Below are 15823 nucleotides of genomic sequence, written 5' to 3'. Positions count from 1 at the left end.
ATCACATCCATGGCTGACGGCTCTGTCCTGTAAGATGCAGAACAGGCGCTACACAGACCAGGTTTTCTATCTCCGCAGTTTTATCATATAATTTCGGAATGACAGATTCCGCGCCCTTCAGTCTTTCTATGGGGAAAGCCTGGTCCGGGGCAGCCGTGTATGTATCTGAGGATGTTTTGAGTGTGATCAGAAACTGTGAGGAATCCTGCCGGGAAAAGCCGGGTTTCTTCGTGTCAGCCAGATGAAACGTAAGGGAGCGGCTGTCAGGGGCCACGGAGACTTCCAGGATGGGCCCTTTGGAAATGCAGGTCTTCTGGCTGCGGATGGCCTGTTCCAGTTCTGCTGCGGTATCTCCCCCGGGTTCCCCTTTCACAAAGGTGGCGAACTGGTTTCCCATCTCCCAGCGTCCGTGCAGATCCATACCGCAGGTTATGGCAATGGGCCAGCCCTTCAGCACCAAATCTTCCCAGAGCAGCAGCCCCTTTTCATTGACCTGGCGGAGTGGTTCGGGATTATTGAAGATCTCAATAAAATCCACGCAGCTATAGTCAGTAAGCTCCATCTCAAAACGGCATCCCCGGGCAAAGGGGTAACCATAGGAATACGGATGGGCAATGCCTGCCAGAGCGTTTTTATCCCGGATGGCCTGAAACAAAAGTTCAGGGCGGCGGCGGTCAATGGTTTCCCAGGGAACATACTCCTTTAAGTTCAGACAGAGGATATGTCCGTAGTAGGTGGTGTATTCCATGCCGTAAATACACTGTATGCCGGAACTGTTCTCCAAGAGCAGCTTCTGCATCTTGGGATGGCCGGAGATGGTATTATGGTCTGTAAGGCCGAAGGCATCTACCTGATCTGCCTCCATCCATCGAAGCAGGTCCTCACACGTGAGGGAAGCGTCGGATTCTGTGGTGTGATTGTGTAATTCCAGTCGTTTGTACATGAAAACCTCCTTATCGGGCAGAGACCTGCAGTGTGTAGTGTGTGTCATCCATGAGGACATTGAAGACGAGTACAGTCACTTTCAGAACTCCTTCAAGATCCGTCTGAGGGATACAGCCCTCAGTGGCCAACGAGGAGCAAAAGTGCATATGTCTGTTGGTGAGCTGGCGGTGGATGCAGCCTATGAAGCGGTCATTGAGCATTGCCAGTGTGTGTATCTCGGTCTTGGCACTGTCCATGATCTCCTTTACCGGGTCTGCGCCGGGAGGCAGTTCCAGGCCGTAATTGCTGCGGCAGTAGTCTGTCAGCTCACGGATCACGTCCTCTGTCACATCCTCGGCTGTGTACTTCTGCTTATCAAAAGAAAACTCGATATCCAGTTCTTCGTATTTCCGGTCCAGGCATACGGTATAGGATATCTGCCCGATAAAATCTTTGGACAGGGTCCCTCCAACTTTATAAAGTACTTTCATAGATGTCTCTCCTCCTGAAAAAAGTGTTAATAGAATTTGGGTAAATGATACTACATATAAAATGGGGATTCAATAGATTTGAGATTATCGTAGAATTGTCCATTATTTTTCTGAGAAATCTTCATTCTTTTTCCGAAAGAAAGTGCTTTATAATATGCCCATGCCGATTTTCGGAGGCAGAATTTTGAGAAAAGAGGATAGAAGATGCAGAAGAGAACATTGTATCAGTCCGGAAAATTTTACAAGGGAAATCTCCACACACATACCACCCGCTCAGACGGCAGCAGCGAACCGGAGGAGACTGCAAAGCGGTACAGACAGGAGGGGTATTCCTTTCTGGCTATCACGGACCACTGGGTCTACGGAGTGCATGAGGAGCTGAACCGGGAGGATTTTCTCATATTTCCCGGTACAGAGCTGGATTTGGAGCTTCCGGAGCGCAAGGACCATCATCTTGTGAGCATAGGTCTGCCAGAGACGAACCGGATTCCCGATCATTACCGTTTTGAAAGGGAGAGAACAGGCAATACCCTGTGTACGCCACAGAGGATCATTGAATATATGGCCCAGCGGGGCAATGTCACTATCTATGCCCATCCTTACTGGTCCAAGGTGGATTCCACGGATATCAAGAATCTTCACGGGCTGCTGGGAATGGAAATCTACAACCATGTGGCAGAGTTTGAGGACAGCAACGGAAACTCCGAGACATATTACGATCATTTTCTGTATGTGAGGAACAGGACGTATTGCTTTGCGGCGGATGATACCCATGAACTGGGACCGTACAGCATGGGCGGGTTCATTATGGCAAAGGCCCGGGAGCTTACCCACAGAGGTATCTTCGAGGCGCTGAGAGACGGAAGCTTTTATGCCTCTTCAGGCCCTTTGATCCATGATTTTTATGTGGAGGACAATACGGCCTGTGCCTCCTGCAGTGGTTGTACGGATATTTATTTCAAGACACCGCACAGAAGCGGACATCTTCACAATGAGGAAGGCAAGTTAAAGGGAGGAACCTTTGTGCTGAATGGGGATGAGGAATATGTACGGCTTGTGGTGAAGAACGCAGCCGGGGAAAAAGCATGGTCCCAGCCAATCTGGCTGTGGCTATTATGATCTGGGAGGAAGAGGTATGAAACTGGTTACTTTTAATATCCGCTGTGATTTCGGACAGGATGGAGAAAATTGCTTCTGCCGCCGCAGGGATCTGATCACTGCGAAGATTCGGAGGGAACAGCCGGATATCATCTGTTTTCAGGAGGTGCTGCCCCATGTGGCAGTGTGGCTGAAGGAGAACCTTAAGGGGTATTATGTGATCGGATGCGGCAGGGACGTAAACCTGGAGGATGAGCAGGTGTCCGTGGCATACCGCAGGGACAGGGTGAATCTGATCTCCATGGATACGTTCTGGCTGTCGGATGAGCCTTATGTGCCGGGAAGCCGCTACGCGTGCCAGAGCATCTGCCCGAGAGTCTGTACCGGGGCCGTGTTTTCGTATAGCGGGGGGCCGGGAAAGGCATATCTGTTCCGGCTGTATAATATCCATCTGGACCATATGGGCGGGGAGGCCAGAAGGCTGGGGCTGGAGCTTATCTTAAAAAGAGCGGACCGGGAATCGGCCTTTCAAAACATTCCCGTGATCCTGGCAGGGGATTTCAACGCGGAACCGGACAGCCCGGAGCTTGCAGTCCTGAAAAGCCGCAGGGAATTTACAAACGTCACGGAGGGAATCGGTGTCACCTATCACGGATTCGAGCCGGAGGATATGCCGGAGCGGATTGACTACATCTATGCCGGTGCGCCGTTTGTCTGCCAAAGTGTTGAAAAATGGGAAGACAGGGAAGGGGATGTCTGGCTGTCTGACCATTACCCCATCTGCGCGGTACTGGAACCCGGGGACTGCGGGGAATAGAAATGTCCATGAAATAATTAATTTTTATCCATTGTGGAAAATCGCCCGGAAAAAATATAATAGAGACCAGAAGGAAGGAGGAAACCAAATGCAAACGGCAAAAAGTTTGGGAAAGAAAAAGAAAGAAAAGCAGCCAAAACAGCCAAAGCAGCCCATTGGAAAACGGCTTATCCGTTACTGGCCCCTGTACGTGATGCTGCTGCCGGCAATTATCTATTACGCGTTGATCTGCTATGTGCCCATGGCCGGTTCTGTGCTGGCTTTTAAGGATTACTCTTTTAACAAGGGTATCTGGGGAAGTCCCTGGGTGGGGCTTAAATATTTCAAGACCTTTTTTGAAAGCTATGATGCCCCCAGGCTGATCCTGAACACATTCAGGATCGGGTTTATCAAATGTGTGCTGGAGTTTCCATTCGCCATTATTCTGGCACTGATGCTCAATGAGATTAGGAACATGAAATTTAAGAAGGTGACGCAGACCATCACATATCTGCCGCATTTCCTGTCATCGGTCATCATTGTCACAATGCTTCAGAGAATCCTCGCACCGGATACCGGTATTCTGAACCAGCTTATAGCTGGCATGGGAGGAGACGGGGGCACATTTTTTATGATGGATGCCAAGTATTTCTTAAAAATCCTGTTTTCCATGGATCTGTGGAGGAATATCGGATGGGATTCCATTATCTATCTGGCTGCCATCAGCAGTGTGGATACAGCTCTGTACGAGGCAGCGGAGATGGACGGATGCGGAAAATTGAAAAAAATGTGGCATATTACACTGCCGGGAATCCGGGGAACCATCGGCCTGCTGTTCATTATGGGCATCGGAGGTCTGCTCTCCTCGGGCGTGGACCAGATCTGGCTTCTGCGTACACCGGGCAATATGACCCTGGCGGATACGCTGGATGTATATGTAGTCCGGGTGGGACTGCAGGGCGGACAGTTTGGATATGCAACCGCCATTGGGCTCATACAGGGCGTCGTGGGACTGATCCTGGTTGTGATCAGCAATAAGATATGCAAGAAAGTCACAGAAGTCGGGCTTTGGTAGCGTGACCGTGAAGATAAAGGAGGAAAGAGGTATGAGACAAAAAGCAGCAAAAACAATTCTGGCGCTGGCTCTGTGCGGTGCCATGACAGCAGGTGCTCTTGCAGGGTGCGGAGGTGACAGTAAGGAGACAGCAAAAAATGTAAGTACAGAGAGCAAAGAAGGAAAACCGGATACCTGGATCGCGGACCGCACGATCACAGTCCAGGCGTATGTGGATGACATCGGCAATTCCCTTCCCAAGGATTTGAACAATACCCCCACAATGAAGAAAATCACGGAGCTGACAGGGATCAAGCTGGATGTAAAATACACACCCGGAGACAGCGACGCGAAAGTGCTGGCCTCCCAGCTTGCGTCCGGCACCATTCCGGATGTGATCGTTTCTTATCTGGACAACTCTACAAGACCGGAGTTCCCGCTGCTGTCAAAGGCGGCAAAAGAGGGAATGTTTGCCGATGTATCCGAGTATATGAAAAATGCAGAGGTGTATTCCAGATATTATGAGGACGGTTATCTTCCCTGGGATTCCTATAAGAACGTTACCTTCCGTGAAGACCTGGACGGCGTGTATTTGTGGCAGATGAATGTGGATGCCACGGACAAGTCTTTGGAATATAATCCGGAGGAGGATTACCGCGGAGGCATGTACATACAGAAATCCATTGTGGACCAGCTTGGCATCAACGTGAATGATATCAGGACCCAGGACGATTTTTATGATCTGCTCGTGAAGATCAAAGAGGGCGGCTTTAAAGATAAGAACGGAAACGCAGTCTATCCGCTGGGACCGAAATACTGGGGCGGTTCTGTGGACACCCTGGAGTATATCTGTCCGGGATACCGCTGGGGCGTGAACAAAAACTATAATATCGATACAGATGGAAAAGTAAAGCATGAGGCAGAGCGGGATTCCATCTATGATGAGATCAATTATATCCGCAGGCTCATAGACGAAGGGCTTATGAATCCCGAATTCTTCACCATGGATTCCACCCGTGCCCAGGAGGCCTGCAAGAGTTATAACTCCGCCATCATCGCTGATGTGAACAATTATACGGATATCATTTACCAGACAGATGACTGGATTCCGCTGGGACCTCTCAATGACATTCAGGGCGACAACAAAAAGGTGACACACGGCAAGGGTGCCAGAGGATGTATGGCAATCTCCTCGGATGCGGAAAATCCGGAGGAAATCTTCCGGTTCTTTGACTGGCTCTCCACAAAAGAGGGACAGATGATCGCCCAGTACGGGGTTGAAGGTGTAAGCTACGATATGGTTGACGGAAAACCGGTCCTCAAAGAAGAGGTACAGCAGGCCCTGAGTGATGGCAATATGGACTATCTGCTCAATGAGGTGGGCGCAGGTTTCGGCGGAAGCGGAAACTATTTCTTTGAATTCGTACTTACCAATAAAGACAACATCAATAATTTCGGAGAGGCAAGACCGGGGGCGTCCTCCAACGATACCTTTGCCAGAAGTGTTGAAGTTGCAGCGGATTATCCCTATGTGAAGAAACTGATCCCGGGACTGGACGCGCCGGCGTATCTGTCTGCAGAGGGAATGGAGGACGTGAAGACACAGATGGACCTGCTCAACTGGGACGAAGTGTTTGTGCAGGCATGTTTTGCAAAGTCTGACGACGAGGTGAAGAGTATCATAGAATCCTTCCGCGGCCAGTTAAAAGCAGCAGGTGTAGAGAAATTTGAAGATTATGTGGCTGATGTCTATAACAAAGATAAAGATGCTGTCAACTTTTATCAGTGACAGGTGAGAGAGGGTGTTAAGGATGAGGAAAGGCCAAAAAAGCAGGATCAGGGCCAGCCGGACAGATATTGCGGTGCAGGTTATTGTATATATGATCGTCATTGCTGTCTGCCTGATTATTATACTGCCCTGTCTGAATGTACTGGTTCTGGCGTTCAATGACGGAAAGGATGCCGCTCGGGGCGGTATCTGGTTCTGGCCTAGAGTGCCCACGTTTGACAATATTAAGGAAGTGTTCAAGGACGGCAGTATTGTCCGGGCTTACGGGTATACCATTGCCAGAACTGTCATCGGTACGGTATTAAGCCTGACTGTGACTACGCTTGCGGCATTTTCCCTGAAACAGAAAGATTTGCCGGGAAATAAGTTGATTACCATGCTGATTACCTTCACCATGTTATTCAGCGGAGGTATGATCCCCACTTATATCCAGTATAAGAACCTGCATCTGCTCAACAGTTTTTGGGTGTATGTGGTTCCGTCGCTGGTGAGTGTGACATATCTTCTGATGGCAAGAACCTTCTTTGAAGGGATTCCGGACAGTCTGGAGGAGTCGGCAAAGCTGGATGGCTGCAGCTATTTTCAGATCTATACGCGTATTATGCTTCCGCTGAGCAAACCTGTGATCGCGGTGGTGGGACTTTACACGGCAGTCAATCACTGGAATGACTGGTTTGCCGGGGCATTCTACATGAGTGATACCTCCAAGTGGCCGGTACAGACCGTGCTTCAGCAGATGCTGAGCAAGGCCATGAGTTCCCAGCAGGAGATTACTTCTGTGGCCCAGGCACTGGCGCAGAATGCAACGGCTGTCACATCAGATTCTCTGAAGATGGCGGCAGTGGTGATCACCACAGTTCCGATTCTGTGTGTGTATCCCTTTGTGCAGAAATATTTTGCCCAGGGTGCCATGATCGGGGCAGTAAAGGGTTGACAAAAAAACCGGCTTTTAGTTCGCGCTGAAAGCCGGTTTTTTACCTGCCGGGCAGTATTTATTTGCAGATGAAGACAAAAGGAGCAGAAAAATGAGTGAAAAGAAATGGGATGTCTATGTCTACGGAGATGTGAACGTGGATATTATCATTCCCGGAGTGGAGACGTTTCCGGCACCGGGACAGGAGGAGCTGGTTTCCTCCATGGAGACTTATGTGGGAGGCGGGGCGGCCCTGTTTACTTTAGGGATTGGTAAACTGGGACTGCGTCCTGTCTTCCAGGGGACAGTGGGGGATGATTGTTACGGTCATATGATACGGGAGACCTTTGAGCGTTTTGGTGTGGATACGGAGCTGCTTGTGACCGCAAAGGGTGCGCGGACCGGGATCTCCCTGAGCTTTACCAATGCCCGGGACCGGTCCTTTCTTACTTACCGGGGAACGAACCGGTATATCAGCATGGACAGGGTGGAGATTGAAAAGGCGGGCCGGGCACGCCATGTTCACGTGACAGGGTATGAGGGGGGGATTTCCCACGCTGCCTATGCGCGGCTGCTGCGCCGGGTAAAGGAGGAGACAGATGCCACAGTCTCTTTTGATGTGGGATGGGATCCCACCGGGAACTGGAGCAGCAGGATCTGTGAGCTGTTTCCATGGATTGATGTCCTTTTTATGAACGAGACAGAGGCGGAGCACTACGGAAAGACAGATACAGCAGAGGAGGCAGCCCTTCAGTTTGCCCGGGAGTGCGGGCAGGCGGTGATTAAGCTGGGAGGGAAAGGCTCTCTTGCAGTGAAAGATGGTATGGTGTACCGCAGGTCCTCCTACCGGGCAGAAGCTGTGGATACCACCGGGGCCGGGGATTCCTTCAATGCCGGGTATATCTATGGATTTTTGAAGGGGGAACCGGTTGAAAAATGTCTGCAGTACGGAAACGCCTGTGGTGCCTTCTCAGTGTCTGCCCATGGGGGTAATACCGGTTTTCCGGAAGAAAAGGAACTGCTGCGTTTTACAGAGAGATACGAAAATAAATAAGCGGGAGGAGATTAGTATGAAGATAGCAGTCATCGGCGGTGCTGGTGTAAGGACCGTCATATTTATCAACGGACTTTTAAAGAGATATAAAAAGCTGCATATTGATGAGGTGGTGCTTTACGATATCCAGGAAGAAAAGCAGAGGATCATCGAGCGGCTGTGCCGTCATGTAGTGGAAAGGAAGCAGGAAAGCCTGAAGGTCCGGGCAGCGGGAACGCCCCGGGAAGCCCTGGAAGGCGCGGACTATGTGGTGACTACCCTTCGTGTGGGCGGAGACCATTCCCGTGTGACGGATGAGAAGATTGCGCTGGAACACGGTGTCATCGGTCAGGAGACCACAGGCGTGGGGGGATTTTCCATGGCAGTGCGGACGATTCCCGTTCTTCTGGAATACTGCAGGATGATAGAAAAGTATGCGCCGGATGCGTGGATCTTTAATTTTACCAACCCGTCCGGGCTTGTGACTCAGGCACTCCGGTCGGCAGGCTATGACCGGGTCATCGGGATCTGTGATGCGCCGAGCAGTACAAAGTACCGTATGGCCGACTGGCTGGGAGTGAAGGAGGATGACCTGTATGTGGAGTTTTTCGGACTGAATCATCTCTCCTGGATACGGAGTGTGAAAAGAAAGGGGGAGGAGATTCTTCCGAAGCTTCTGGCAGATGACAGCTTCCTTGCCGGAATCCAGGAATTTGCCATGTTCGATCCGAAGCTTCTGCGGCTCATGGGACTTCTGCCAAATGAATATCTGTATTATTACTATCACAGAGAGAAAGCGCTTGCCAATATACAGAAAGCAGGTGCGGCCAGAGGGGAAACCATAGAAACGATTAACAGACACATGATGGAAGAACTGAAAACCATGGACATGGATGCCGACCCGGAGGGAGCGCTGCAGGTATTTCTGTATTACATGCAGTTGAGAGAGAACTCTTACATGAGCATTGAATCTGGGGCAGCCAAACGTCCGATGGCAGAGAAGGGCAGCCTGGAGGTCCCCGACGGTATGGGCTATGCGGGTGTGATGCTGGACTGTATTGAGGGGATGCAGAGCAGAGAGGGAAAATACCTGGTGCTCTCTGTGGAGAACCAAGGCTGTATTCCGGGACTGGCGGATAACGATGTGGTGGAAGTGACCTGCCATGTATCCGCAGAGGGCATTCGTCCCGTTCCTGTGGCTGTCGTCCCTCCGCAGTGTGATATCCTGATGCGGCTGCTCAAAAATTATGAGCGTCTCACAGTGGAGGCTGTAAAGAAAGGTTCTTATGCATGTGCAGCCCAGGCGCTGATGCTTCATCCGCTGGTCAATTCCTGGTCTCTTGCCGGGGAACTGCTGGAAGCTTATGACAAGGCATATGGAGGTCTGTTTGGAAAGGAGTAAAAAATGCCGTTTGATTTTCATGATTTTGACAGGATAAAGAATCTGGCAGAGGAACTGCGGGAGCTTCGGTACCGGAATCTTCGGAACATTCCCTCCTTCCGGTTCTGGGAGGACAGTGACAGAGAGAGCAGAGTGTGCGCCAGGGAGGTGGGACCGGGATTTTCTTTCCGGGGCTGGGACAAATACTACTGGCTGACAGCGGAAGCGGAAATCCCGGAGGCATTCTGCGGGGAGGAAGTGCTGGGCCTTTTTGACTTCGGCGCCCCTTCGGGAACCGGAAATAACGGGAACTTTGAAAGCCTGCTCTATATAAATGATGTACCGTATCAGGCTGTGGACGGAAACCACAGGGAAGTGTTCTTCGGCCCCGGGGTATGCGGAAAGAAACTGCAGCTTAAATTCAGGCTGTGGACAGGACTCAGCGGTGGAGGAATCCCCAAAGACAATGTGATGGAGATATGCAGGGCGCAGATCGGTGTGCTGGACCGGGGGGCGGATGACCTTTACTATCTGACCACAGCGGCCCTTGAAACCTATGAGGCCCTGAGCGCAGAGAATGAATATCGGGAATGGATCTTAAATGTGCTTGTAAAGGCGTTCTGTCTGGTGGATTTTACGGAACCGGGCAGCAGGGAATTTTATGAGAGTGTGTCGGATGCAGCCGGATACCTGGACGAGTGTCTGGACGGCCGCGGAAAACCGGATGTCCATGTGACCATGGCGGGCCATACCCATATAGATGTGGCCTGGCTGTGGCGGCTGTGCCATACCAGGGAGAAGGCTGCCCGCTCATTTTCCACGGTGAACCGTTTGATGGAAAAGTATCCGGAGTATCATTTTCTGCAGTCCCAGCCTCAGCTCTATGAATTTATCAAAGAGGACCACCCGGATATTTATGAGAATATCAAAAAGAGGGTGGCTGAGGGAATATGGGAGCCTTCCGGGGCCATGTGGGTGGAGTGTGACTGCAACATCGCCTCAGGGGAATCCATCATCCGGCAGATCCTGGTGGGCAAAAATTTCTTTCGGAAAGAATTCGGCTATGAGAGTGAATTTCTCTGGCTGCCGGATGTGTTCGGGTATTCCTGGGCGCTTCCTCAGATCTTAAAGAAATCCGGTGTGGACACGTTCATGACCACCAAGATAAGCTGGAACGATACCAACCGGCTGCCCTATGATACCTTTACATGGAAGGGCATTGACGGAACCGGGGTGACAGCCCATTTTGTGACTACATCCGATCCGGGCGAGGATTATTATACATACAATGGAAATTCCGGCCCCAGGGCAGTGAAAAGCGTCTGGGACAATTATAAGAACAAGGATTCCAACAGGGAACTGCTGATCTCTTACGGATATGGGGACGGCGGCGGAGGCCCGAACCGGGATATGATCCGCCAGATAGAGATGGTGGAGAAAATGCCTGGAATCCCCCATGTGAGGAAACAGTCCGTGACGGAGTATTTCCGCAGTCTCAACGAGACGCTGAAAGAGAATCCCATGGAAGGATATCTTCCGGTGTGGGACGGGGAACTCTATCTGGAATTCCACAGAGGGACTTACACCTCCCAGGCGTATAATAAACGGATGAACCGCAGGATGGAATATGCGCTGAGGGATACGGAGATCCGGTCTGTCTTATCCCGAGTGTTTGGAAGTGTGCCCTATGACTCCCAGCGTATCCTGCGTGCGTGGAAAATCGTGCTCTGCCAGCAGTTCCACGATATACTGCCGGGGTCTTCCATAAGGGAGGTCTACCTTGACAGCCATACGGAATATGAAAAAGCCGCGGCTCTTTTAAGAGAAGTGAACGAGACCTGCCGCGCCGGCCTTATTCGGGAATGCAGGGAGGAACGGGTGTTTTCCGTATTCAACAGCGGCAACTGGCAGCGAACCTCCGTTGTCCGGATTCCCCGCAGGGAGGCAGAATCCGTGTGCGTCGGGGAATACGGGAAAGGCGGGTTCTATCAGAAACGGGAAGATGGCAGTGAGGAGAAGATATCTCTTCCCTGTGTATGGAAAGAGGATGGGGCTTATGTGCTTGTTCGGGATATGGAACCCTTCTCTTATACGGAAATCGTATGGGGGCCTGCGAAGAAGAGTGTCTCCGGGCCCCATGAGGAACCTGCCTGGGGGTCTGGGGAGGAGAGGTCTTTGCAGACCGAAAAGGCGGCTGACCAGCGGATTACAGAGAATACTGCCTGCAGCCGGCAGCAGGAGTCAAACGGGGGAATTCATGAGGTATCTACTCTGTTTTACAAAATCTGCTGGAATGAACAAGGACAGCTCACAAAAATCTATGACAGGGAGGCTGAAAGAGAGATGCTGCCCCACGGTGCATGCGCCAATGTGCTGCAGATTTTTGAAGACAAACCGCGCTGTTTTGATGCCTGGGAACTGGAACCCACGATTGACAGAAAGATGGAGGAGATCACCCAATGTACGGACATCCATGTTTGGAGACATGCGCTGGGCATTGAGGTGTCATTTACATGGCAATACCATAAGAGCACAATCTGCCAGACCATGTGCCTCTACAACAGCAGGAAACGAATTGATTTTAAGACCTCTGTGGACTGGCAGGAGCGGCAGAAGCTGTTGAAAGCGGCATTTCCGGTGGATATCCGGGCAGTGGATGCCAGATTTGATATCCAGGACGGCAATATCCGGCGTCCCATTACGAGAAATACAAGCTGGGAGGCTGCGAAATTCGAGGTGGCGGCCCACAAATGGGCGGATATCTGGGAGACAGGATACGGGGCGGCACTGCTTAATGACTGCAAATACGGCTATGACCTGAAAGAAAATACAATCCGTCTGACACTTTTAAAGTCTGCAACAGACCCGGACTACAGCGCGGATCTGGGCAGCCATACCTTTACCTACTCGCTGCTGCCTCATTGTGAGGAGTGGTATGACGCAGGAATAGAGCAGGAGGCTTTTGATCTGAACGCACCCCTCCGTGCAGAAGCAGGAGCTGCGGCTGTGCATGGAAGTCTTTTGTCTTTCGACAGGGAGAACCTGGTGGCAGATGCGCTGAAACAGGCGGAAAACGGGGAGGAAATTGTGCTCAGATTCCATGAATTCCAGGGAAGAAGGGGAGAAGTTAAAGTATGCCCCGGTTTTGAAGTGAAGGAATGGTGCGAATGTAATCTTATGGAAGAACCGGAGAGTCCCTGGCGCTCATCCGGGATTCGGGTATTCCTGAAGCCTTATGAGATCAAGACACTGCTTCTGCGTGTGGAGAATGGGCAGAGGATGAAAGGCGGGGGGATTGCTTTATGAAGATAATATTAAAACATCCATCCGAAACAGTGCCTGGAAATCACGATTCCTCTGTCTTTACGGAGGTGATTCCTGAGAGTATGGATGCCCGGCGGCTGGCAGAACAGTTCTGCCGTCTGGGAAGACAGCGGAAAGGCTGTTTTCTGATACGGCTGGATATAGACAGCGCTGCTTTTTACCGCCTAAAGGCGGAAGAGCAGAGACAAATGGTGCGTCTCCTTGTGCGGTCTATGTATCAGGGGGCGTATCGTTTCCGAAAAGAAGGGCTGAAAGAACTGCAAAAAGGGGACGTATTTGGAATGCGTGAAAGTCTGGCGGATTTCGGCAGTGCGGTATTTTACCTGGAAAGCAGTGCGGCGGAGGACAGCGGATTTAAACGTGCAGTCCGGTACGGAGAATTGGAGGGGAGATGTATTGCTTATGCCAGAAGCCTTGGCAATCTTCCGGTCAATTACCTGGGAGCGGAGGAATTTTCTGCTTATACGGAAAAGCTTGCCGCAAAACTGGGAGCAACGTGCAGAATATTAGATGGCATGGAATTAAAAAGACAGGGATTCGGCGGAATCCTGGCAGTGAACCAGGGCAGTGCCCGTGAAGCGAAACTGGCAGTTCTCACCCGGGAATGTGTTCCCGAACAGCCTTTTACAGCGCTGGTCGGAAAGGGGGTTCTCTTTGACAGCGGCGGATATCACTTAAAGTCCGCAGAGGCCATGGAGGGAATGAAGTTTGATATGTGCGGTGCAGCCAATGTGCTGGAAGCTTTTGAGATTCTTGTACGGGAGGAGACAAAAGAAAATATCATGGCAGTGCTGCCTCTGGCGGAGAATGCCATCGGCCCAAAGGCCTGCCGGATGGGGGATGTGATCACCATGCTGGACGGGACTACAGTGGAAGTCTGCAACACGGATGCTGAGGGACGCCTCATTTTGGCGGATGCCCTGGTATATGCCCAGCGGCAGGGCGCGCAGCGCATTGTGGATCTGGCTACTCTGACATACTCCTGCCATAATGCGCTTGGAGACCGGATGACAGGGATGTTCTCCAATGATGATTTTATGAGCAGCAGTTTTATATGCGCAGCGCGCGAAGCCGGAGAACTGGTCTGGAGACTGCCCCTGGACAGCCATTACCGGGAACTGCTTGCCCGGAGCAGCACAGCAGATCTGGCTAACTATGCACCCGGCAAAGGAGCGGGAGCCAGTGTGGCTGCCTGTTTTCTGGAATCTTTTATCCGGGAAGGGGTAAAATGGGTGCACTTGGATGCTGTAGGCCCAAGCGTGATGCGCGGGAAGGACGAAAGGCTGGCAGAGGGAGCAACAGGGGCAGATATTGCCTTAATCGTTACATTTTTAGAGAAGGGAAACCGGGATGATGGATTATCAATTTGACGGCAGGATTTCAAAGGAAGTCCTGGAAAATTATCTGTCGCGGGCAGTGACCGCGGCAGGGCTTTATGAGAGTGAGACACTTTCGGATGACCTGCGGGTGGTACGGGAACTGGGAGTAAAATTCCTGGGTCGTGCTTCGGGGATCTGGTATATGACGGAAGACGATGATGTGCATTTTGCAAAATCCAGGGAGCTGGCAGAAAAGGTGCATGAAGCAGACCCGGAGATCATTCTGCAGGCTTGTATTTTTGAGTGTGTGACCCAGAGGATGGAGTCGGTGAAGATACCGGAATTTGTGTTCCGTGACTTTGGGATGGAACCAAAAGACAGGTACTTTTGTCTGGCAGATACCCTGTTTCCCGGAGAACCGGCGGGATTTGTAAGCCGCAGAGAGGTGCCGGAGAAGAATGGGGGAATCCCGGATCTGAACCGGCAGGAGGCCAGAATGTGGTTTTATTACCGGGCAGCGCGCTATATTGACTGTGGCTATGAGGCACTCCACATGGGACAAGTACATCTGTACACGGCAAATGACCGGGGGATGGTGAAGACACAGGAGCTTTTTGAGATGATACGCAGGTATGCCGCTGTCCATGGCAGGCGGCATAAGGTATTGCTGGATGCCCACACCCATGGGGTGAACCGGAGGGGAAAGCTGTTGTTTGACTATCATGCCATGCCATTTACCAGGGTGCCCCTTTTGGAACGGGAAGGTACCGATCTGGTGCTGGTCCGGGAGGGCTACAGTGAGGGAGGCCTGAACCCCAACGGCTGGTCAGCACAGGCGATGCCCTATCTGATGGAATACGACAACTGGGGTGGTCTGGCGGTGGATGACCCGGCCCGGTATTCCAGAGAAGAGCTGGCCTTAAAGGATTGGTGGGGGTATGACCAGATTGCATGGTTTGCACATCAGAGCTTTGAAAAGCGGAATCATTTTCTGGAATATACTTACCGCTGGCTGGAAGTGAATAACGTGTGCGGTTTTTTTGAGATTCCCTTCCGGCGTATGCTGGGTGACGCGCCGGTAGCTATGGAGCGCGGGGACAGCGGAGCAAAAGATATCCAGACATTTTATCAGATCAACAAAAAAAGTTCTTCCTGCCCTATGGGATTCGGTCAGGAGGATACAGTAAAGCGGCTGTGGCAGGAGGGACACCGTCTGAGAGAACTGGCTGCCAATCCGGAGCTGCAGATCGCATATGGGGCGGAGGCGGTTTATGATCCGGAAACGGGGATCAAGCTTCCTGAAAAGGTGGTAGTTTACGGAAGCTTTCAGCCTTATGTGGGAGCTGTAAAAAATGATTCCAACAGCGAAGTGACCAGGATGTATTATATAGGAAATAATACATACACGCTGAGTGTGGTGATCCCTTATGCGGGGACATACGATTTTGCCGTATCTACCTACGGGACACTGTCGGCAACCTACTGCGGGGACGGATATCCCAGAAGCGGAAGTTCCAATAAGGGGACTTTCACGGTGGAGAAAGACAACGCCGCAGTGCGTTTCCGCTTTGATTTTACCGACTGCGCAGTGGAGGTGGAGATTTTTGAATGACGCAGTGGAGGCGGAGATTTTTGAATGACGCAGTGGAGGCGGAGATTTTTGAATGACGCAGTGGAGGCGGAGATTTTTGAATGACGCAG

At 51.3% G+C, this 15823-nt stretch carries 12 protein-coding genes; 10 read left to right on the top strand and 2 right to left on the bottom strand.

The window, feature by feature from the left end; genetic code table 11:
- Window position 1: 1 nt before the first annotated feature.
- Together WMO65_RS12460 and WMO65_RS12455 are read right to left on the bottom strand one after the other, a co-directional pair.
- Complete coding sequence (locus tag WMO65_RS12460) at window positions 2–943, bottom strand: CehA/McbA family metallohydrolase (RefSeq protein ID WP_187370614.1); 942 nt, start codon at window positions 941–943, stop codon at window positions 2–4.
- A gap of 10 nt (window positions 944–953) precedes the next feature.
- Entirely contained in the window at window positions 954–1415 is a 462-nt protein-coding gene (locus tag WMO65_RS12455; RefSeq protein WP_148392874.1) for a DUF6669 family protein, read from the bottom strand.
- A gap of 204 nt (window positions 1416–1619) precedes the next feature.
- On the opposite strand from WMO65_RS12455, the gene WMO65_RS12450 reads away from it, so the two are divergent.
- From WMO65_RS12450 to WMO65_RS12405, 10 genes are all read left to right on the top strand, one after another.
- Complete coding sequence (locus WMO65_RS12450) at window positions 1620–2534, top strand: CehA/McbA family metallohydrolase (RefSeq protein WP_054352061.1); 915 nt, start codon at window positions 1620–1622, stop codon at window positions 2532–2534.
- Between the two features lie 16 nt (window positions 2535–2550).
- A complete protein-coding gene (locus WMO65_RS12445) occupies window positions 2551–3330 on the top strand; it encodes an endonuclease/exonuclease/phosphatase family protein (RefSeq protein WP_148392875.1) in 780 nt (259 codons plus the stop codon).
- A gap of 88 nt (window positions 3331–3418) precedes the next feature.
- Window positions 3419–4384, top strand: a complete 966-nt coding sequence (locus WMO65_RS12440; RefSeq protein WP_033139244.1) for an ABC transporter permease — start codon at window positions 3419–3421, stop codon at window positions 4382–4384.
- A 31-nt stretch (window positions 4385–4415) separates the two neighbouring features.
- Window positions 4416–6152 (top strand): extracellular solute-binding protein, encoded by a 1737-nt coding sequence (locus tag WMO65_RS12435; RefSeq protein ID WP_349064217.1) that lies wholly within the window; start codon window positions 4416–4418, stop codon window positions 6150–6152.
- 22 nt (window positions 6153–6174) lie between these two features.
- Window positions 6175–7086 (top strand): carbohydrate ABC transporter permease, encoded by a 912-nt coding sequence (locus WMO65_RS12430; protein WP_033139246.1) that lies wholly within the window; start codon window positions 6175–6177, stop codon window positions 7084–7086.
- Between the two features lie 91 nt (window positions 7087–7177).
- A complete protein-coding gene (locus WMO65_RS12425; RefSeq protein ID WP_148392876.1) occupies window positions 7178–8119 on the top strand; it encodes a carbohydrate kinase family protein in 942 nt (313 codons plus the stop codon).
- Between the two features lie 16 nt (window positions 8120–8135).
- On the top strand, window positions 8136–9500 hold the full coding sequence (locus WMO65_RS12420) for a family 4 glycosyl hydrolase (RefSeq protein WP_148392877.1): 1365 nt from the start codon (window positions 8136–8138) through the stop codon (window positions 9498–9500).
- 3 nt (window positions 9501–9503) lie between these two features.
- Window positions 9504–12785 carry an alpha-mannosidase gene (locus WMO65_RS12415; RefSeq protein WP_148392878.1) on the top strand — a complete coding sequence of 1094 codons (3282 nt, stop codon included), beginning with the start codon at window positions 9504–9506 and terminating at the stop codon, window positions 12783–12785.
- Window positions 12782–14173 carry a M17 family metallopeptidase gene (locus WMO65_RS12410; RefSeq protein WP_148392879.1) on the top strand — a complete coding sequence of 464 codons (1392 nt, stop codon included), beginning with the start codon at window positions 12782–12784 and terminating at the stop codon, window positions 14171–14173. Before WMO65_RS12415 ends, WMO65_RS12410 begins: the two co-directional genes overlap by 4 nt.
- Window positions 14154–15734, top strand: coding sequence for a hypothetical protein (locus tag WMO65_RS12405; protein ID WP_148392880.1), 1581 nt, complete (start codon window positions 14154–14156; stop codon window positions 15732–15734). Before WMO65_RS12410 ends, WMO65_RS12405 begins: the two co-directional genes overlap by 20 nt.
- The last annotated feature ends 89 nt before the right edge of the window (window positions 15735–15823 follow it).

Origin of the sequence: Blautia caccae (genome assembly GCF_040095955.1) — a bacterium.
GTDB lineage: Bacteria > Bacillota > Clostridia > Lachnospirales > Lachnospiraceae > Blautia > Blautia celeris.
The sequence above is the reverse complement of the archived record's forward strand: the minus strand, read 5'-3'. Positions and strand labels throughout refer to the sequence as shown.